The sequence below is a fragment of the Nocardia sp. bgisy118 genome, from assembly GCF_057708605.1.
In genome coordinates, this window is sequence record NZ_JBYISM010000006.1 from 267,198 (window position 1) to 285,694 (window position 18,497).

At 69.7% G+C, this 18,497-nt stretch carries 19 protein-coding genes; 9 read left to right on the forward strand and 10 right to left on the reverse strand.

The annotated features are described in order from the left end of the window. The first annotated feature begins 1 nt into the window (after nt 1). From AC3EO7_RS10475 to AC3EO7_RS10490, 4 genes are all read left to right on the forward strand, one after another. Entirely contained in the window at nt 2–1,564 is a 1,563-nt protein-coding gene (locus AC3EO7_RS10475; protein ID WP_431967555.1) for a S1C family serine protease, read from the forward strand. A gap of 33 nt (nt 1,565–1,597) precedes the next feature. Continuing rightward, nucleotides 1,598–2,014: a Sec-independent protein translocase protein TatB gene (tatB, locus tag AC3EO7_RS10480; protein WP_431967554.1), complete on the forward strand. Its 417-nt coding sequence runs from the start codon at nt 1,598–1,600 to the stop codon at nt 2,012–2,014. 247 nt (nt 2,015–2,261) lie between these two features. Then, entirely contained in the window at nt 2,262–3,119 is an 858-nt protein-coding gene (locus tag AC3EO7_RS10485; RefSeq protein ID WP_431967552.1) for a hypothetical protein, read from the forward strand. A 263-nt stretch (nt 3,120–3,382) separates the two neighbouring features. After that, nucleotides 3,383–3,622: a hypothetical protein gene (locus tag AC3EO7_RS10490; protein WP_431967550.1), complete on the forward strand. Its 240-nt coding sequence runs from the start codon at nt 3,383–3,385 to the stop codon at nt 3,620–3,622. A gap of 177 nt (nt 3,623–3,799) precedes the next feature. Here the strand turns inward: AC3EO7_RS10490 and AC3EO7_RS10495 are convergent, their stop codons facing one another. Genes AC3EO7_RS10495 through AC3EO7_RS10515 form a run of 5 tightly spaced genes read right to left on the reverse strand, consistent with a single transcriptional unit; the run spans nt 3,800 to nt 8,814 of the window. After that, nucleotides 3,800–4,738: a glucosyl-3-phosphoglycerate synthase gene (locus AC3EO7_RS10495; protein WP_431967548.1), complete on the reverse strand. Its 939-nt coding sequence runs from the start codon at nt 4,736–4,738 to the stop codon at nt 3,800–3,802. Beyond that, a complete protein-coding gene (gene folP / locus AC3EO7_RS10500; protein ID WP_431967546.1) occupies nt 4,735–5,619 on the reverse strand; it encodes a dihydropteroate synthase in 885 nt (294 codons plus the stop codon). The genes AC3EO7_RS10495 and folP overlap by 4 nt, the downstream gene beginning before the upstream one ends. Before the next feature lie 18 nt (nt 5,620–5,637). Continuing rightward, nucleotides 5,638–7,407, reverse strand: a complete 1,770-nt coding sequence (locus AC3EO7_RS10505; RefSeq protein WP_435591072.1) for a long-chain-acyl-CoA synthetase — start codon at nt 7,405–7,407, stop codon at nt 5,638–5,640. Between the two features lie 10 nt (nt 7,408–7,417). Next, nucleotides 7,418–8,008 carry an LOG family protein gene (locus AC3EO7_RS10510; RefSeq protein WP_435591073.1) on the reverse strand — a complete coding sequence of 197 codons (591 nt, stop codon included), beginning with the start codon at nt 8,006–8,008 and terminating at the stop codon, nt 7,418–7,420. Then, a complete protein-coding gene (locus AC3EO7_RS10515) occupies nt 8,005–8,814 on the reverse strand; it encodes an LOG family protein (RefSeq protein ID WP_431967540.1) in 810 nt (269 codons plus the stop codon). The genes AC3EO7_RS10510 and AC3EO7_RS10515 overlap by 4 nt, the downstream gene beginning before the upstream one ends. 168 nt (nt 8,815–8,982) lie before the next feature. Here AC3EO7_RS10515 and AC3EO7_RS10520 point away from each other — a divergent pair, with 168 nt between their 5' ends. Continuing rightward, on the forward strand, nt 8,983–9,735 hold the full coding sequence (locus AC3EO7_RS10520) for an SDR family oxidoreductase (protein WP_435591074.1): 753 nt from the start codon (nt 8,983–8,985) through the stop codon (nt 9,733–9,735). Nucleotides 9,736–9,784: 49 nt separating this feature from the next. Here the strand turns inward: AC3EO7_RS10520 and dapE are convergent, their stop codons facing one another. Further along, nucleotides 9,785–10,885 (reverse strand): succinyl-diaminopimelate desuccinylase, encoded by a 1,101-nt coding sequence (dapE, locus tag AC3EO7_RS10525; RefSeq protein ID WP_435591075.1) that lies wholly within the window; start codon nt 10,883–10,885, stop codon nt 9,785–9,787. A 256-nt stretch (nt 10,886–11,141) separates the two neighbouring features. On the opposite strand from dapE, the gene dapD reads away from it, so the two are divergent. Then, the gene (dapD, locus tag AC3EO7_RS10530) at nt 11,142–12,089 is read left to right on the forward strand and encodes a 2,3,4,5-tetrahydropyridine-2,6-dicarboxylate N-succinyltransferase (protein ID WP_435591076.1); all 948 of its coding nucleotides are present in this window, start codon (nt 11,142–11,144) and stop codon (nt 12,087–12,089) included. A 12-nt stretch (nt 12,090–12,101) separates the two neighbouring features. Here the strand turns inward: dapD and AC3EO7_RS10535 are convergent, their stop codons facing one another. Next, a complete protein-coding gene (locus AC3EO7_RS10535; RefSeq protein WP_431967532.1) occupies nt 12,102–12,494 on the reverse strand; it encodes a PPOX class F420-dependent oxidoreductase in 393 nt (130 codons plus the stop codon). A gap of 57 nt (nt 12,495–12,551) precedes the next feature. Beyond that, a complete protein-coding gene (locus AC3EO7_RS10540; protein WP_435591077.1) occupies nt 12,552–13,979 on the reverse strand; it encodes an acyl-CoA synthetase in 1,428 nt (475 codons plus the stop codon). Between the two features lie 149 nt (nt 13,980–14,128). Between AC3EO7_RS10540 and AC3EO7_RS10545 the strand changes: the two genes are divergently transcribed. Together AC3EO7_RS10545 and AC3EO7_RS10550 are read left to right on the forward strand one after the other, a co-directional pair. Next, nucleotides 14,129–14,980, forward strand: a complete 852-nt coding sequence (locus AC3EO7_RS10545; RefSeq protein ID WP_431967528.1) for an oxygenase MpaB family protein — start codon at nt 14,129–14,131, stop codon at nt 14,978–14,980. A gap of 122 nt (nt 14,981–15,102) precedes the next feature. After that, nucleotides 15,103–15,846 (forward strand): hypothetical protein, encoded by a 744-nt coding sequence (locus AC3EO7_RS10550; protein ID WP_431967526.1) that lies wholly within the window; start codon nt 15,103–15,105, stop codon nt 15,844–15,846. A gap of 27 nt (nt 15,847–15,873) precedes the next feature. Here AC3EO7_RS10550 and AC3EO7_RS10555 read toward each other — a convergent pair whose 3' ends face one another. Beyond that, nucleotides 15,874–16,506 carry a TetR/AcrR family transcriptional regulator gene (locus AC3EO7_RS10555; protein ID WP_431967524.1) on the reverse strand — a complete coding sequence of 211 codons (633 nt, stop codon included), beginning with the start codon at nt 16,504–16,506 and terminating at the stop codon, nt 15,874–15,876. A gap of 161 nt (nt 16,507–16,667) precedes the next feature. Between AC3EO7_RS10555 and AC3EO7_RS10560 the strand changes: the two genes are divergently transcribed. Continuing rightward, nucleotides 16,668–17,537 (forward strand): oxygenase MpaB family protein, encoded by an 870-nt coding sequence (locus AC3EO7_RS10560; RefSeq protein WP_435591078.1) that lies wholly within the window; start codon nt 16,668–16,670, stop codon nt 17,535–17,537. Here the strand turns inward: AC3EO7_RS10560 and AC3EO7_RS10565 are convergent. Continuing rightward, on the reverse strand, nt 17,486–18,493 hold the full coding sequence (locus AC3EO7_RS10565; protein ID WP_431967521.1) for a proline dehydrogenase family protein: 1,008 nt from the start codon (nt 18,491–18,493) through the stop codon (nt 17,486–17,488). The two genes, AC3EO7_RS10560 and AC3EO7_RS10565, sit on opposite strands and share 52 nt — an antisense overlap. Between the last annotated feature and the right edge of the window lie 4 nt (nt 18,494–18,497).

Sequence of the window (18,497 nt, forward strand, 5' to 3'; positions counted from 1 at the left end):
CGTGACCACCGAATCGACGAACACCGGATCTGTGTCGGACTCGCGGCCCACCGCCAGTGACACCTCCGATTCGGCGGCCAACAGGGGGAACCTGAGGCCGTCGGACGCGCCCGTGCTCGGGCCGCGACCGGTCGTCAGACCCCACGTCGACACCCACACCGCGCGCGCCTTCCGCCGTCCGTCGGGCATTTCCGGTTCGTTCGCCGACGACACCCCGCCGAGCACAGGCGCAGGCGCGCCCGTGCTCGGCCCTGAGCTGCACAACCGGCCGCCCGACGCGGTGCTCGCCGAAGCGTTCGGCAGGCCCGAAGGCTCCGACGAGCTGCTCCAGCGCGACCCCGACGCGGCCGAAGCCGCCCCCGTGGCCGCGGGTCCGGCGGACCCGTGGCGCGATCCGACCGCCGGCGCCCGCCTCGGCGCCCCCGCGGTGCCGACACCGCAGCCCGCGCCGCTGCCCCAGTCGCACAAGCTGAGCGTGCGCGAGGTGCTCTTCGGATCCAGGATCGCGCCCAAGGCGCTGGCCCTGCTCGCCGTGATCGCGCTCGGTATCGGCGTCCTCGGCGGCCTGATCGGCAGGCTCACCGCCGAGCAGACCACCAACCTCACCTCGCGCAAGGTGACCCTGGAGCAGACCGACAGCATCGAGCGTCCGCACGGTCTGATCGCCGAGGTCGCCAACGCGGTGCTGCCCTCGGTGGTCTCCATCCGGGTCACCGTGGGCGACAACGGCGCCACCGGCTCGGGCGTTGTCATCGACGGCGCGGGCTACGTGGTGACCAACAACCACGTCATCTCGATGGCCGCTCAGGACAAGAGCAACCGGGCCGCCATCCAGGTCACCTTCTCCGACGGCAGCCGGGTGCCCGCGAACATCGTCGGCCGCGATCCCAAGACCGACCTCGCGGTGCTCAAGGTCGACGTGAAGAATCTCACGGTGGCCAGGCTCGGCAAGTCCGGCGATGTGCAGGTGGGCGACGACGTGCTGGCCATCGGTTCGCCGCTCGGCCTGAGCAAGACCGTCACCTCCGGCATCGTCAGCGCGCTGCACCGCCCGGTGAAGCTCTCCGGCGAGGGCAGCGACACCAACGCGGTGATCGACGCCGTGCAGACCGATGCCTCGATCAACCCGGGTAACTCCGGTGGCGCGCTGGTCGACATGGACGGGCGGGTCATCGGCATCAACACCGCGATCCGCAGCGAGACGGGCGGCTCGGTCGGCCTCGGCTTCGCCATCCCGGTCGACACCGTGACCGAGGTCGCGCAGAGCCTGATCCACACCGGCAAGATGAACCACCCGATGATCGGCATCTCGGCCCGCACCAAGACCGTCGCCAACGAGGTGATGAGCGGCGCGGCGGTGGCCGACGTGGCGCCGAACGGTCCCGCGGCCAAGGCGGGGATCGTCGAGGGCGACGTGATCGTCCGGGTCGGCGATCGGGAGGTCACCGGGCCGGAGGAGCTGACCGTCGCGGTGCAGTCCCGCGCGATCGGCGAGACGGTGAACGTGCAGTTGATTCGGGACGGCAGGCAGGTGGACGTGCCTGTGACGTTGGAATCCGACTGACCCGCTGGTCGGAAGCACGGGTAGCCTGGATTCGTGTTCAGCAACATCGGCTGGAGCGAGATGATGATCCTGCTCGTCGCCGCCCTCGTCATCCTCGGTCCGGAGCGTCTGCCCGGCGCCGTGCGCTGGACCACGAACAGCCTGCGTCAGCTGCGCGACTACGCGAGCGGAGCCACCGCCCAGCTGAAGGAAGAGCTGGGTCCTGATTTCGAGGACATCCGCAAGCCCCTGGCCGAGCTGAACGAGCTGCGCGGAATGACGCCGCGCTCGATGGTCACCAAGCACCTTCTGAACGGCGACGATTCGATGCTGCGCAGCCTGGAGAAGGTCGTGCCCACCAAGGACGATCTGTACGGGACGAGCAGCGGCATGCCGGACTATCCGATGCCGAAGCTGGAAAAGCCGTTGGAGCGCAACGAACGTCCGCCGATCGATTTCGACGCCACCTGATCGGGCGGGGCGCCCGCGCCGGGGACGAAAACCATTGGCGGCACCCACCATCCACACCTAACTCGTCGCTCCGGCCATGGGTGATTCGAGGACGAACTTCGTTCGGCGGCGATCAGGCGAATCGTCGTCTTCCGCCCGGCGAGTCGGCGAGAAACGCCGTCGAGCCGAAACAGACTGGGCTGTCTGGAAGTCCACAATGTCAAGCAGACTAGACCCGTAAGGCTGTCGAGCTGTCTAAACTTCGCACATGTCGGCCGATGACGTGGCGCGAGTCTTCGCAATCGAGGACAAGGTCGAGAGACTCAAGGCGGCCACCGACGGGGTGGCGGCGGCGCAGCAGACGATCAACGAACTCACCAGGATCCGCAGGGCGGTCATCCGGGAACTTCATGCCGAGGGCTGGACCTTCGCCAGAATCGGTGCGGCGGCGGGTCTTTCCCGCGCCCGCATCCATCAGGTGAGCACCCAGGGCCCGGCGCCGGAGGGACTGTTCTTCGGCCACGGGACGCTCACGGTGCTCGTCCCCGAGGTGCGCGCCGGTCGCGTGCTCGGCGCGCCGGATCCCGGTGCCGCACACCGGCTCGTCGAGCTGCTGCGCGAACTCGGGTTCGCCGCAGGGATCGAAAGATTCCTGCCAGGAAGACCGGTGGACCTGAACCGGGACGGGCTGATCGTGGTCGGCGGTCCCGAATTGTCCCCCAGCGTGCGCCAGCTCATCGCCGCCGATCCCCGGCTGCGGCGCGCGGTGGCCAGAGCGGGCGACGCGCGCCGCGGCATCGAGGACAGGGCCGCGCGCCGCGTGTACCGGCCGGGCGGCCCGGAACCGCACGACATCGCCTACCTGGCCCGCCTCCCCCGCCCCGACGGCCGCGGCACCTGCCTGATCATCGACGGCCTGCACCCACCCGGGTCGCTCGGCGCGGTACGCCTGCTCGCCACCCGCTTGGCCACGCTGCACGAGCGGGCAGCCAACCACCTGTTCTCGGTACTCATCGCGGTCCGCTACGACCGCGCCAACGGCGAGCCGGTGGACGTCGATCTACTCACGCCCGTCTACCGGCACGACGCCGACCCACGTCCCATCGGCACTCGCCTGCGGCGCTGATGCGGATCGATAGCTGAGAGACACATCACTTCTCACCACTGCCGGGTTCGTACGAAATGCCCGGACTATTTCCGCAGTGTGTCACATGTCACGTGACCCTGCGGGTAACAGATACCCACTCGATGTTTAGATAGCTAGTAGATAACTATTTCTCGAGTAGGTGAGTTCTCCATGTCTTCCATGTCCGACAGCCGCGCATTCCGGCAGCTCGTGATGCGCGCGACGAATCACGGTGGGACGAGCACTCATTCGGGGAGGACGCGATGAACACCATCGTGGTCGTAGGCGGGATCGTCTTCGTCGCCATCACCGTCGGCGTTCTGGTCGGGGTGCTGCGCAAGCCGAATTCGTCGGGGCAGCTGACCGTCGCCGCGATCCAGGCACGGCTCGCCGATGAGGGAAGCGGGCAGCCCGGCGACGCGGATGCGGAGTCGCGCGAGGATGGAGAGTTGGCGAGCGCCGAAGTGGCAAGCGGTGAGCCGAAGGGGCGCGAGAAGTCCTAGCGGCGCGGGGCAACGAAGTAACCGCACGCCACACAGCGCTCACACCCCACACACAGGCACCGGCGCTGTGAAGCGTCCAAACCGTGTGTGGCACGACCGGATCCAAGCACCTCGCACAGGCAATGCACGCTTCGCAGTGGGTGTGGTCCCTGCGAAGCGTGTGGCAGGTCTGCGGAGTCAGGCCGCTGCCTGGGACGGGCGCAACGTGTTCATCGGCGGGCGGTCGGTGAGCGAGACTTCCGTGCTGTGTGCCGTGAAAGCGTCACCGATGAGGGGGAACTGGGTGAGGGCGGCGCCGGAGTCGGCGACTCCGCTGCGGCCGAGAACGGTACCGAGGATCTGGCGGCTCATCACGCCGAGGTCGCCGAGCGGGCGGTTGCGGTGGGTGCGCACGCCCAGATTGACCTGGCCGATGGCGGACAGGCCGACGCGGTCGTAGGTGTCGAGGAGCAGGCCGATCTCCACGCCGTAGCCGGGCGCGAAGGGCACCGAGGTGAGCAGTTCGCGGGTGCCGGCGTATTCGCCGCTGAGCGGTTGCAGCACCGCGCACAGTTCCGGGCGCAGCGCGGCGAGCAGCGGACGCGCGACCAGCTCCGTGACGCGCCCGCCGCCGTGCGCGTCCACGGTGCCGCCCTGCCGCAGCGGGCGGCGGTAGTAGGCCTTGACCAGGTGCATGTCGTCGTTCAGCAGCAGTGGGCCGAGCAGCTTCGGCACGAAGGCCGGGTCGGGGTCGATGAGATCGGAGTCGACGAACGCGATCAGGTCACCGCCGGTGACCGCGAGCGAGCGCCACAGCACCTCGCCCTTACCCGGTATCGGCTCCAGCTCAGGCACCGCCTGCTCGCGGGTGATGACCTCGGCGCCCGCCGCGCGGGCTCGTTCGGCGGTAGCGTCGGTGGATCCGGAATCGAGTACAACCAGTTCGTCGACGAGGGTTCCGAGCAGCGGCCGGATGCTGGCCACCACCTCGGCGACGGTGCGTTCCTCGTTCAGCGCGGGCAGCACCACCGACACGGTGCGCCCGTCCTTGGCGGCGACGAGATCGTCGACCGTCCATTCGGGGTTGTCCCAGGTATTCGTGCTTGCCCAGGCGGACTCGCGGTGTTGGATTTTCATACCAGACCTCGCAGGGTTCGTGCGGGGGGCCGGATGCCCTGGATCGCGGCGATCATGTCCACGACGCGCCGCGTTTCGGCGACCTCGTGGACGCGGAAGACTCGGGCGCCCGCGGCGGCGGACCACGCTGTTGCCGCCAACGTGCCCTCCAACCGTTCGGAGAGCCCGACACCAAGAGTCTCCCCGATGAAATCCTTGTTGCTCAGCGCCATCAAGACCGGCCATCCGGTATTTACAAGAACGTCGATTCCCCGCAACAGTTCGAGCCCGTGATAGGTGTTCTTGCCGAAATCGTGGGTGGGATCGATCAGGATCGAATCCTTGCGCACGCCCGCGGCGAGCGCGTCCTCGGCGGCCCTGACCACGGTGTCGGTGACCTCGCTCACCACGTCGGTGTACCTGACCCGATGCGGCCGGGTGCGCGGCACCGCGCCCCCGGTGTGGCTGCACACGATGCCGACGCCCAGTTCCGCGGCCACCGCGACCAGGTCCGGGTCCGCGCCCGCCCAGGTGTCGTTGATCAGGTCGGCGCCTTCGGCCACCGCGGCCCGCGCAACTTCCGATCGCCAGGTGTCGACGCTGATCAGCAGCTCGGGATACGCCGCGCGGATCGCCGCGACGAACGGCACCACTCGCTGCGTCTCCTCGGCGGCATCGACCGTCGTGCCCGGCCCAGCCTTCACTCCCCCGATGTCGACGAGATCGGCGCCCTGATCGACCGCGCGCGACACCGCGTCCATGGCCGCGGCGTCGGTGAACGTCGCGCCCCGGTCGTAGAAGGAGTCGGGGGTGCGATTCACGATCGCCATCACGAGCGCCCGATCGGTCGCCACCGGCTTGCCGCACAGCGTGGGAGACGGCACGGTGATCGGGCTGAACATGCCCTCGACTGTAGCGGCTCAGCTCCTCGGCGCGCGGCCCGCCGCGACGTCGGCGGCATAGTCGTCGTACGCGGGGACGTACCCCTCGGCGCGGCCCGCGAGAACGTAGAGCGCGCTCCCGGCGTCCGGCGCGTATCCCTGCTTGCGCAGTTCGACCTTGCGGCTCTTGAACGTGGAGGTCTGCTCCAGCTCGGCGACCACCCGCACGAACAGCGGCACCGCGTATCCCGGCAACAGGCGGTAGGCCACTTCGGCCAGCTCGGCGCCGTCGAATTCCGCGCCCGGGTGCAGCGTGATCGCCGCCATGCCCGCCTTGCCGTCGGAGCCGGGGATGTCGACGCCGAACACCACCGCCTGCGCCACGGTCTCGTGCTCGCCGAGCGCGCCCTCGACCTCTGTGGTGGCCACGTTCTCGCCCTTCCAGCGGAAGGTGTCGCCGAGTCGGTCCACGAACGCGATGTGCCACCAACCCTGATCACGCACCAGATCACCGGTGTCGAACCACACGTCGCACGGTTTGAAAGCGTCGCGGATCAGCTTGGACTCCGAGGCGTCCCTGTCGGTGTAACCGTCGAACGGCTGTCGCTTGTCCACCTTGGCCAGCAGCAGACCGACCCCGCCGGAGCCGACCCGGCGCAGCCTGCCGTCGGGGCCGCGCTTCGCCTTGCCGGTGGCGTCGTCGAACTCGACGATCGCGTAGGGCAGCGGCCCGAACCCCGCGGTACGGTCCACCCCGAACACGTTGACGAACGCGATCGGCGCCTCGCTCGCCCCGTAGAACTCCACCACCCGGCCGATCCCGAACCGCCGGGTGAACTCCTTCCACAGCTCGGGACGCAGCCCGTTGCCGACGACCAACCGCACCCGATGCTGCCGATCGGCCGGGCGCGCGGGCTGATTCAGCAGGTACCGGCACAGCTCGCCGATGTAGATGAACGCGGTGGCCTGTTCCCGGATGATCTCGTCCCAGAATCCCGAGGCGGAGAACTTGCGGCCGAGCGCGTAGGCGGACCCGCCCGCCAGCACCGACGACAGCGCGACGGTGAGCGCGTTGTTGTGATAGAGCGGCAGGCAGCAGTACAGGGTGTCGTTGCCGCGCAGGCGAATTCCGAGCCCGCCGAGCCCGGCCATGCTCTTGGTCCAGCGCAGGTGGGTCATCACGCTGGCCTTGGGCAGGCCGGTGGTGCCCGAGGTGAAGATCAGGAACGCGCGTTCGCGGGCGGTCACCTGCGCGCACACGGCGGGATCGGCGGCGTCGGCGGTGCGGGCGGCCCGCGCGAGATCGTTGCCGTACAACACGTTCGGCAACGGTTCGGCGAGCGAATCCAGCGCCTCCCGGCATTCCTCGCCGACCACGTTCAGCACGCTGCCGAGCAGCCCGAAGCTGTGCGCGAGCACTTGGTCGCGCTGGTTGTGGTTGAGCAGTCCGACGGTGGCGCCGAGCTTGACGGTGGCCAGCACCGTGAACAGCGTCTCGGGCCGGTTGGTCATCAGCACGCCGACCACGTCGCCGCGCCGCACCCCGCGCTCGGCGAGAACGTTCGCGTAGCGGTTCACCTCGGCGTTGGCCTCGCCGTAGCGGTAGGCCCTGCCCTCGAAACGCAGGAACACGCGGTCCGGATGACGGTGCGCGTTGCGCTGGAAGAACAGGCCGACCGACGCCTTGTCGCCGGGCCGCACCAGCAAGCCACGCGCGTTGCGCACTATGCCGGGCGCGTCGAGTGCCATTCCCGGCAGCGCTTTGGCCAGGTCGACGAGGCGCACCGTCGCGCGGGTGTCGGTACTCAACGCGGTTCTCCTAGCCTTGGGCCGCGCCGAGTGTCTGTTCGGGTTTCAGCGCGGCGAACGCGGCGTGCAGATCGTTGACCACGGTAATCCGCTCCATGGCGAATCGGGAGACGAACTTCCGCTCGTAGAGTTCGTCGACCCAACGGAACAGCCCGTCGTAGAAGCCGTTCGGGTCGAGCACGACCACCGGTTTGTCGTGCTGGCCGAGGTAGCCGCCGGTCCAGGTCTCGAAGAACTCCTCGAGCGTGCCGATGCCGCCGGGCAGCGTGAGGAAGGCGTCGGCGCGATCCTCCATGACCTGTTTGCGCTGGCGCATGGTGTCGGTGACCACCAGCTCGTCGGCGTCGACGTCGGCGACTTCCTTGTGCACCAGGTGTTTCGGGATCACGCCGATGGTGTTGGCGCCACCGGCCCGAGCCGCCGTGGCCACCGCGCCCATCATCGAGACGTGGCCGCCGCCGGATACCAATTGCCAGCCGCGCCGGGCGATCTCGGTGCCGACGCGGGCGGCCAGCCCCAGCGCGTCGGTGTCGGCGGTGCTCGCCGAGCAGTAGACGCAGACGGCGTACGGGGCGGTGACGTCGGCCGGATCCACCGTCACCACTGGTCCTCCGTGCCCAGGGTGTCGATGTCGGCGCGCTCGGCGGCCGCCCGCATGATGATCTCGACGACCTCCTCCACGTCGTCGGTGACGTGGATCAGGTCGAGGTCACCCGGCGAGATCTTGCCGAAGCCCTGCAACGAACCGCGCAGCCAATCCACCAGTCCCGCCCAGTATCTGGTGCCGAACAGGATGATCGGGAAACGGGTGATCTTGTGCGTCTGCACCAGGGTGAGCGCCTCGAACAGCTCGTCCAGGGTGCCGAAACCGCCAGGCAGGCAGAGGAATGCCTCGGAGTACTTCACGAACATCGTCTTGCGGACGAAGAAGTAGCGGAAGTTGATGCCGAGATCGACCCAATCGTTGAGGCTCTGCTCGAACGGCAGCTCGATGCCGAGGCCGATCGAGTAGCCGCCCGCCTCGCACGCGCCCCGGTTGGCGGCCTCCATCGCGCCGGGGCCGCCGCCGGTGATCACCGCGAACCCGGCCCTGGCCAGCGCGCCGCCGATGGCCAGGCCCGCCTGGTATTCGGGGTGGTCGACGGGCGTCCGCGCGGAACCGAAGACCGTGACCGCGCGCGGCACCTCGGCCAGCGCGCCGAAACCCTCGACGAACTCGGCCTGAATGCGCAGCACCCGCCACGGGTCGGTGTGCACCCAGTCGCTGTCCCCGCGGTGGTCCAAGAGGTTCCGGTCGGCGGTACCGGCGCCTGGTTTGCGATCGCGGCGGAACATTATCGGTCCGCGGAATTTGGCTGTCGACTTCGGCTTGCTTGCGATCTCGTGGTCGGCGGCGTCGGTGGACATGCGTTCCACGCTACCGGGCCGTAGGCGGCGCGGGCGGCGCAAGGCGGTGAACTCGCGGCACACTCGCGGTGTCGGGCCGGGATGTCACACTCCCGGCGCGGGCGTCGTCATCCGATCGAGACGCCGGGAACGACACCGGCGCAGCGATTCCGACGATCGGAGACCATCATGACCGTTCTCGTCACCGGCGGCACCGGCACCCTCGGCAACCACGTAGTCCCGCTGCTGCGGGCCGCGGGCCACGATCTGCGGGTGCTCAGCCGCTCGCCCCGCCCGGCCGTCGACGGCATCGAATACGTCACCGGCGATCTGCTGCGCGGCGAGGGCATCGAAGCGGCCGTCGCGGGTGCGGACACCATCCTGCACCTGGCGGGCGGACCCAAGGGCGACGACGTAGCAACCCGCAATCTGGTCCGCGCGGCCGCGGAGGCGCGGCACATCGTCTACATCGGCGTCATCGCCGCGGAAGAGCTGCCGCTCGGCTACTTCCGCGCCAAGGCCGACTCGGAAAGGGCCATCATCGATTCGGGTCTGCCGCACACCATCCTGCGCGCGGCGCAGTTCCACGACCTGGCGCTGAAAACCGTGCGCGCCATGGGCAAGCTGCCCGTGGCCCCCGCGCCGGGCGGCCTGCGGTGGCAGCCGGTGGATTCGCGCGAGGTGGCCGCTCGGCTGGTCGACCTGACCACCGCGGCGCCCGCCGGACGCGTCCCCGACCTGGCCGGACCGGAGGTGCTCACGCTGGGCGACATGATCCGCGACTACCTGCGGGCCGCGGGCAAGCGCCGTCCGTTGCTGCCGGTCCGCGTCCCCGGCAAGGTCGGCCGCGCCTACCGCGCGGGGGCGAACTTGAACCTGGACACCGCGGAGCACGGCAAGCGCACCTGGGCGGAGTTCCTCGACGAGCAGTTCGCCGGGTGAGGGTGGTCGATCGCCGGTGGTTCCGACGAGCCGGCTGCGCGGCCGGAGGTCAGGCTTTGCCGGTCAGATAGTCGCGCAGCATGGCGGCGACCGCGGTGATCTGGGCGGTCGGCACGTGCTCGTCGCGCTTGTGGGCGAGGTTGGGGTCGCCGGGGCCGAAGTTGACGGCGGGGATGCCGCGGGCGGCGAAGCGGGACACGTCGGTCCAGCCGTACTTGGCGCGCACCCCGCCCCCGCCGTGGCCGTTCACCGAGGCGATCAGGTCGGCGGCGGCAGGCGCGGTGAGACCGGGCAGGGCTCCCGGCGCCGAGTCGACCACGTCGATCGTGAGGTCGAGTCCGTCGAAGACCTCGCGCACGTGGGCGATGGCCTGGTCGATGGTGCGGTCGGGGGCGAAGCGGAAATTCACTTCCAGCTCCGCGGCGTCGGGGATGACATTGCCCGCCACCCCCGCGGAGAGGCGGGTCGCCGAGAGGCCCTCGCGGTAGACGCACCCATCGATGTCGACCTGCCGCGGCCGGTAGTCGGCCAACCGTTGCAGCACCGGGGCCAGCCGATGAATCGCGTTGTCGCCCATCCACGCTCGCGCCGAATGCGCGCGCACACCCTTGGTGGCGAGCCGGGCCCGCAGGGTGCCCTGGCAACCGGCCTCGATCCAGCCGCCCGAGGGTTCGCCGAGGATCGCCAGGTCGCCGTCGAGCCACTCGGGCAGGTCGCGCTCGATGTGACCGAGGCCGTTGTGCTCTTCGGCGATCTCCTCGCCGTCGTAGAAGATCAGCGTCAGGTCGTGGACCGGATCGGCGACCGTCGCGGCGAGATGCAGGAAGACCGCGTCACCCGACTTCATGTCGACGGTGCCGCACCCGTGGAGCACCTCCTGCCCGTCCTCGTCCTCGTCGAACCGGCTCGGCACGTTGTCCGCGATCGGCACCGTGTCCAGGTGTCCGGCCAGGACCACCCGCGTCGGCAGCCCCCGGTTCGTGCGGGCCAGCACCACATTCCCGCGCCGCACCACCTCGAAGCCGCTGGTCTGCTCCCGCAGCGCACGCTCGACGACGTCGGCGATCGCCTTCTCGCCGAGTGACACGCTCGGGATGTCGACGAGCGCGGCGGTGAGAGCGATGGGATCGGCAGACAGGTCGATGGTCACGCCCCTCAGCCTACGAGCGGGGCGCATCGACCGCGGACACCGCGCCGGTCCGTGGGGCGACAGCGGCGAGCCCGAGAGCTGGGAGCGGCAGCGTCGGGCCGAAAGCGGAGCACGACAGCCTCGCGCCCGACAGCAGAGCACGACAGCCTCGCGCCCTGCTTTCGGCGAACCACAGAAGCTCGGTGCGTGGTCTGTGGGACGAGCAGGCCGGAGGTGGCGCACCGCTGGCGGCGATCGGTCGGTAACCTCTAATGACGTGAGCATTCAGGGAGCAGCAGCAGTCGGTATCGCCAACGTGACCGCGGACGGAACCGTCCTGGACACCTGGTACCCGAACCCGGAGCTCGGCGAGTTCGGCGACACCGGCACCAAACGCCTGGACGAGGCGCCCGCCGAATACGCCGCGCTGCTCGGCTTCGACGAGGCGCGCGGTGTCGACGTGGTCGCGGTGCGCACCGTCATCGCCGACCTGTCCGCCGCCCCGGTCGACGCGCACGACGTCTACCTGCGCCTGCACCTGCTCTCGCACCGGCTGGTGAAGCCGCACGAGGTGAGCCTGGACGGCCAGTTCGGCCTGCTCAGCAATGTCGTGTGGACCAACCACGGCCCGGCCGCCGTCGAGGGCTTCGAGGCCACCCGCGCCAAGCTGCGCGCCCGCGGTCCGGTCACCGTGTACAGCATCGACAAGTTCCCGCGCATGGTCGACTACGTGGTGCCCTCCGGCGTGCGCATCGGCGACGCCGACCGGGTCCGCCTCGGCGCACACCTGGCCTCCGGCACCACCGTGATGCACGAGGGCTTCGTCAACTTCAACGCCGGCACCCTCGGCGCCTCCATGGTCGAGGGCCGGATCTCCGCCGGCGTCGTGGTCGGCGACGGTTCCGACATCGGCGGCGGCGCCTCCACCATGGGCACCCTCTCGGGCGGCGGCACCACCATCATCTCGATCGGCCAGCGCTCCCTGCTCGGCGCCAACGCGGGCCTCGGCATCCCGCTCGGCGACGACTGCGTGCTCGAGGCCGGTCTGTACCTCACCGCGGGCACCAAGGTCGCCACCCCGGACGGCACCGTCGTGAAGGCCGCCCAGCTGAGCGGTCAGAACAACCTGCTGTTCCGCCGCAACTCCCAGACCGGCGCCGTCGAGGTCGTCCCGCGCAAGGGCACCGGCATCGAACTCAACGCGGACCTGCACGCGAACGATTGAGGGAGCTAACGCTCAGGCGGTTGCCGCGGCCTCGGGCACGATGCCGAAGGCGATGATCCGTTCCGGGTGTATGCGGATCATCTCCCTCGAGACGCCCGCGATGTAGGGGTCGACATCCGTCAGCGCCTCGGCGGTGCCGCGGATTTCCAGGCAGCGCACCCGCCACGGCTGCACCGAGGCGATGTCGTCGACGACGAACGCCACGCGATCGTTCGTGGCCAGGTTGCGGAATTTGTGGGAGGCGCCCATGTTCCAGCCCGCGATGTCGATGGTGCCGAGTTCGGCGTTGTAGCGGAAGCCGACCGGATTGTTCTGCGGCGACCCGTCCTGGCGCACCGTGGCGAGGCGGCCGAGGCGCTGGGTGCGCAGATAGTCGATCTGGTCCTTGGTCAACGTTGCGGTCATGCTGCGACGGTAGAACCTCGAGTCAGCTCGAGGTCAACCCCCGGCGGGCCCGAGGCGTCAGCCGAGCTGCTTCTTCTGCACCTTGCCCATCGCGTTGCGTGGCAGCGCCGCGACCACGCGGACCTCCCGCGGCCGCTTGTGCACCGAGAGCTGTTCGGCGACATGGTCGATCAGCTCCTTCTCGATCGCGACGCCCGCCTCGCCGCGCAGCACGACGAAAGCGACCACGCGCTGTCCGAGGTCGTCGTCGGGCAGGCCCACGACCGCCGCCTCGGCGACCTCGGGATGCCCGAGCAGCGCCGTTTCGATCTCCCCCGCACCGATCCGGTAGCCGCCGGACTTGATCAGGTCGACCGATTCCCGGCCGACGATGCGGTGGAAGCCCTCGGCGTCGATGGCCGCGACGTCACCCGTCTTGAACCACCCGTCCTCGGTCCAGCTCTGCGCGGTGGCGTCTGGCCGGTTCAGGTAGCCGTCGAACAGCATCGGCCCGCGCACCTGCAAGCCGCCGATGCTCTCACCGTCGTTCGGCACCGGCGCTCCGGTCTCGTCCCGCAGCCTGGTCTCCACGCCACGCACCGGCGTGCCGACCCAGCCGGGGCGCCGTTCGCCGTCCGCGCGCGTGGACAGCGTGATCATGGTTTCGCTCATGCCGTATCGCTCGATCGGGGCGTGGCCGGTGAGCTCGCGCAGCCGCTCGAACACCGGCACCGGCAGCGGCGCGCTCCCGGACACCAGCAGCCGCGCACCCGCCAGTCTCCGTGCCGCGTCGGGGTCGTCGACGACGCGCGACCAGACGGTCGGCACGCCGAAGTACAGCGTGCCGTTCGCCTCGGCGTACGCCTGCGGTGTCGGCTTCCCGGTGTGGATCAGCCTGCTGCCCACCCGCAGCGGGCCGAGCACGCCGAGGATCAGCCCGTGCACGTGGAACAGCGGAAGCCCGTGCACCAGAACGTCGTTCGCGGTCCAGTCCCACGCCTCGGCGAGCGCGTCCAGCCCGGCGGCGATCGCGCCGCGAGTGAGCACGACACCCTTCGGCGGACCCGTGGTTCCGGAGGTGTAGAGCACGAAAGCCGGTGTGGCCGAGTCGGGTTCGGGATAGCTGTGCCACGACCTGGCGTGCAGCCGGACCGGGACCACCGGCAGTTCGGTGCCCTCCGGCGCGTCACCGAGCCACGCCTGCGCGCCGGAATCGGCCAGGATGTGCGCGAGTTCGGCGGCACCGGAATCCGGGGGCACCGGCACCACCGTGACGCCCGCGATGAGGCAGCCGACCACGGCGAGGACGGTTCGCGCCGTCGGCCTGGCCAGCACCGCCACCCGATCGGCGCGTGCGATGCGCTCGGCCACCGAGGTCGCCGCGCCGAGCAGGTCGCTGCGCGAGAGCGTCACGCCGTCGATGGTGACCGCGTCCGGAATGTCCGCGCCCGCAGCGACCGCGGCCGGATTCAGGGAACGAAGCAGCAGGTGTGGACCGAACGACATTCGCCCAACCTACTGCGTGCGCGACGGCCGCCGACAGCGCGTTCCGCGCGTCACAGCTCGGCGACGACACGGTGTGACCGTTGACACACCGACGACACAGTGAGAAGGTCATACCGTATCTTTCTCACCGAGGAGAACCGGGGTCGACGATGACCAGCCCCCTTCGCGCATCCGCGCCCAAGGCATCCGACGACGCTTTCGACATCCGCGGCCACCTCGACGGATCCGCCGCCTTCTTCGGCGCCGCCGCGAACGTCATCATGCAGCTCAGCGCCCGCCCGGTCGGCTACGGCGTGCTGGAGAGCACGGTCGACAGCGGCAAGATCATGCTGCACCCGGTGAAGCGGACCCGCACCACGCTGACCTATCTGGCCGTGGCCCTGCTCGGCACCGACGACGAACGCGCGGCCTACCGCGCCGCGATCGATCGCTCGCACCGCGCCGTCCGATCCGGCCCGGCCAGCCCGGTGAAGTACAACGCCTTCGACCCGAAACTCCAACTGTGGGTGGCGGCCTGCCTGTACTGGGGCGGGCGCGATCTGCACGAGCGCATGCACGGCCCGATGGACGAGGCCACCGCGGACGCGTTCTACCGCAACGCCGAACGGCTCGGCACCACGCTGCAGATGCGGCCCGGCCAGTGGCCCGCCGACCGGGCCGCGTTCGACCGGTACTGGCGCGAGAACCTGGCGCTGACCGTCATCGATCCGCCGGTCCGCGACTATTTCTGGGACCTGGTGAACCTGCGCATGTTCCCGCGTCCCGTCCAGCTCGCCTTCAGCGGCTTCCACCGCTGGATGACCGCCGGACTGCTGCCCGAGCGACTGCGCGATCAGATGGGCATGACCTGGACCGAACGCGACGACCGCCGCCTGGCCGCGCTGCTCACCGCCGTCGGCGCGGTGGAGAACCGGATGCCCAAGGCCGTCAAGGCTTTCCCGGTGAACGCCTTCCTCTGGGATCTGCGCCTTCGCCGCAGCCTCGGACTCCCGCTCGCCTAGCTCGCCCTATATCAGTTAACTCACAGCATCCGCAATCCGCCACGCCGACACCTAGCGCCCGCGTACGCTTTTTCTTCTGGATGACAGCCAAAAATCGGAGGTAGAAACCCCGGGAGGCCATCGTGATCCGTCGAAAGATCGTCGCGTCGCTGACCGCAGGAGCGCTCTACGCCCTGGGATTCACCGCATTGTGCGCACCACCCGCAAACGCCGAGCCCAGCGCGGAGGAGACGCCGTCGCGCACCTCGATCGCCATGCGGTCGAGCGTCGGCGCATCGTGGGGAACCGCGAACCAGTACGAGTCGCGCGGCGCCCTCTCCCTGTCCAAGCTCTTCCTCGTCGATTACGCCCTGCGCCACGGCGACGGCTCGGCGACCGACCGGGAACTGGGCGAGCGCATGATCCGCTTCTCCGACGACGGCGCGGCCAGCGCCATGGAAGGCAAATACCCGCAGGCCATCGACGCCATCGCCACCGAGTACGGGCTCGCCGCCACTCGGTCCGGAACGGGCGACTGGAGCACCGCGATCACCAGCAGCGCCGACGTCGCCGACTTCCTGCACGCCAAGCAACTTCAGGATCCGAGTTCGCCGATCTTCCAATGGATGGCCGCGGCGAGTAACACGGCCGCCGACGGCACCGTGCAGGACTGGGGAACCGCCCGCCTGCCCGGGGTTCTCGGCACCAAATGGGGATGGTCGGATCTCGGTGCACCCGAGGTGGGCTCGGCCTCCTACGGAACCGGGTTCACCGTGGCGGCATTCACCTGGGGCACGGCCGACGACCAGACCGGCGACGTGCTCGGCGCGCTGCCCACTGTGGTGATCGACGTGCTCGGGGTGTCCGCCTGGTTGAACCCCCGCTGAGCGCCCGCCCGCCCGGGCGGCCGGCGGTCAGCGCACCCGGAACGAGACCACCACATGGTCGCGGGCGAACTCGCGCAGGGCGGCGTCGTCGCCGAACGGGATCACCGTCTGCGGGGTCAGCGCCAGCGACAGCGCGGTGCGCGCGATCATTTCGGCCAGCGGCGCCGGGTCGTACGCGGGCAGTTTGCCCTCGCCCTGAAGCCGGGTGATGAACTCGGCCACGTAATCGCGCCCGAGCTCGATGATCGGCGCGCCCTTCACCGTGAGGAACGGCAGCACCAATTCGGGTTCGGTGGCCAGCAACCGGTGCACCAGCTGGTTGCCGCGCAGGCCGTTCACGAACGCGACGAACAGCGCGACGATCTGCTCTTCGGCGCCCGCGTCCCGATCGACTTGGCGTTGCAGCACGCCGTCCACCTCATCGATGAAATCGCGCGTCTGGCGCAGCGCGACCGCCTCGATCAGATCCGATTTGCTGGCGAAGCGCCGGTACAGGGTGGCCAGTGACAGGCCGCAGCGCCGGGCCACCTCGACCATGCTGGTGCGCTTGATGCCGAAATCCAGGAACGCCACCAGCGCGGCGTCCAGCACGCGCGCCTGGTTGCGGTCCTCCGGACCGGAGTTGCGCACGAGCGGCAGCAATTTGGTCAGGCTCGCCATGTCTCCCACCCTCTCGTCGGCGAAACGATGACACCGTCAGCATCGCATACCTTCACCCGGGACGGCCGGTGACCTTTGACAGCACCCGCCCTCAGATGACAAGGTGACTACAGAACCTTCTCATCGCTTCACCTCCGGTGAACGGAAAGACGAGGACGACGATGACCGCGCCCCTTCGTGCAACGACGCCCGAGCCGGTGCCCGGCAGCCGCTACGGCACCGCCGAGGACTTCGACATCGAGGAGTTCTGGAGCGGTGTCGCCGCCATTCTCGGCGGCACCGCGAACGTGATCATGCAGCTGAGCCTGATGCCGGTCGCCTACGGCGTGCTGGAGAGCACGGTCGAATCCGGCAAGGTCACCGTGCACCCGTGGAAGCGGCTGCGCACCACGCTCACCTATCTCGCGGTCGCTCTGATGGGCACCGAGGAGGAGCGGGCCGCCTATCGCGATGCGGTGAACACCTCGCATCGCACCATTCGGTCGGGCGCCGAAAGCCCCGTGAAGTACAACGCCTTCGACCCGAACCTCCAGCTCTGGGTGGCCGCCTGCCTGTACTGGGGCATCGTCGATCTGGAGGAGCGCCTGCACGGCCCGCTCGACGAGGCCAGTGCGGACGCGTTCTACCAGTACGCCGCCCGGCTCGGCACGACGCTGCAAATGCGCGGTGAACTGTGGCCCGCCGACCGCGCCGCCTTCGCCGAGTACTGGGACACCAACCTGGCCCGTAAGACCATCGACGCCCGCACCCGCGCCTACTTCGACGGCCTCATCGACCTGCGGATGGTCGCGCCGCCGCTGCGCCTGTTCGCGCCGGTGCAGCGCTTCATCGTCACCGGCCTGCTGCCGCCGTACCTGCGGGACGAGATGGGCATGCGCTGGACGCCCCGCCAGGACCGCGCGCTGCGCCTGCTGCTGCGCGCGGTCGGCGCGGTGCAGCGCAGGCTTCCCCAGCGGCTGCGGCTCTTTCCGATGAACTTCTACCTGTGGGATCTGCGCAGGCGGCGCAGGCTCGGCAAGCCGCTGGTCTGATCGCGATCGCCGGCCAGCGCGCGCAGGAAGAACGCCAGGTTCGCGGGTCGCTCGGCCAGCCTGCGGGTGAGGTAGCCGTACCAATCGTCGCCGTAGGGAACGTAGACCCGCATCGGGTGACCCGCCTGCGCCAGCCGCAGCTGCTCGGCGTCGCGCACGCCGTACAGCATCTGGTGCTCGAATTCCCCTGCGCCGCGTCCTGATTCGGTGGCCATCCGCTCGGCGGCCAGCACGAGCGCCGGGTCGTGGGTGGCCACCATCGGGTACCCATGGCCGCGCATCAGGATTTCCAGACAGCGCAAGTAGGAATCGGTCACCTCGACCGCCCGCTGGTAGGCCACCGCTGCGGGCTCGCGATAGGCGCCCTTGCACAGGCGGATTCGAGAACCGGAACCGGCGAACTCGGCGCAGTCGTCACGGGTGCGGTGCAGGTACGACTGGAGAACCGCACCCAGCCAAGGGAATTCCGGGCGCAACTCGCGCACGGCGGCCAGGGTCGCGTCGGTGGTGGTGTGGTCCTCCGCGTCCACCGTCACCCACACGCCCGCCTCGGCGGCCTTGGTGCACACGGTGCGCAGGTTGTCCGTGGCGATGGCCGGACCGTCTCCCGGCAGGGCCTGACCGAGGGCGGACAGCTTGACCGAGACCTCCACCCGCGCCGCCGCCCCGCCCGGCCGCGGTGACCGGTCGGCGGCGGCGAGCTCGTTGATCAGCGAAAGGTATTCCGCCACCGTGGCGTCGGCGCGGGCCCGGTCGGTGGTGTTCTCGCCGAGAAAGTCGGCGCTGACCAACCTGCCGCTGTCGAGCAGCTCGTCCACCACCGGCGCCAGTTCCGCCCGCGACTCGCCCGGCACGAACCGGCGCACGATCTCCGCGGCGACCGGCGTCCCGGTGAGCGCACGCTTCATCCGCGGCGAGGCGGCGGCCGCGAGAATCACCAAACGCAGCGGGTTCATCGGT

Coding starts and splice junctions, on each gene's coding strand:
- AC3EO7_RS10485 (WP_431967552.1), top strand. CDS start 2,262: ATGTCGGCCGATGACGTGGCGCGAGTCTTCGCAATCGAGGACAAGGTC.
- AC3EO7_RS10555 (WP_431967524.1), bottom strand. CDS start 16,506: ATGGCGAGCCTGACCAAATTGCTGCCGCTCGTGCGCAACTCCGGTCCG.
- AC3EO7_RS10545 (WP_431967528.1), top strand. CDS start 14,129: ATGACCAGCCCCCTTCGCGCATCCGCGCCCAAGGCATCCGACGACGCT.
- AC3EO7_RS10565 (WP_431967521.1), bottom strand. CDS start 18,493: ATGAACCCGCTGCGTTTGGTGATTCTCGCGGCCGCCGCCTCGCCGCGG.
- AC3EO7_RS10495 (WP_431967548.1), bottom strand. CDS start 4,738: ATGAAAATCCAACACCGCGAGTCCGCCTGGGCAAGCACGAATACCTGG.
- folP (WP_431967546.1), bottom strand. CDS start 5,619: ATGTTCAGCCCGATCACCGTGCCGTCTCCCACGCTGTGCGGCAAGCCG.
- AC3EO7_RS10540 (WP_435591077.1), bottom strand. CDS start 13,979: ATGTCGTTCGGTCCACACCTGCTGCTTCGTTCCCTGAATCCGGCCGCG.
- AC3EO7_RS10520 (WP_435591074.1), top strand. CDS start 8,983: ATGACCGTTCTCGTCACCGGCGGCACCGGCACCCTCGGCAACCACGTA.
- AC3EO7_RS10515 (WP_431967540.1), bottom strand. CDS start 8,814: ATGTCCACCGACGCCGCCGACCACGAGATCGCAAGCAAGCCGAAGTCG.
- AC3EO7_RS10560 (WP_435591078.1), top strand. CDS start 16,668: ATGACCGCGCCCCTTCGTGCAACGACGCCCGAGCCGGTGCCCGGCAGC.
- AC3EO7_RS10535 (WP_431967532.1), bottom strand. CDS start 12,494: ATGACCGCAACGTTGACCAAGGACCAGATCGACTATCTGCGCACCCAG.
- AC3EO7_RS10490 (WP_431967550.1), top strand. CDS start 3,383: ATGAACACCATCGTGGTCGTAGGCGGGATCGTCTTCGTCGCCATCACC.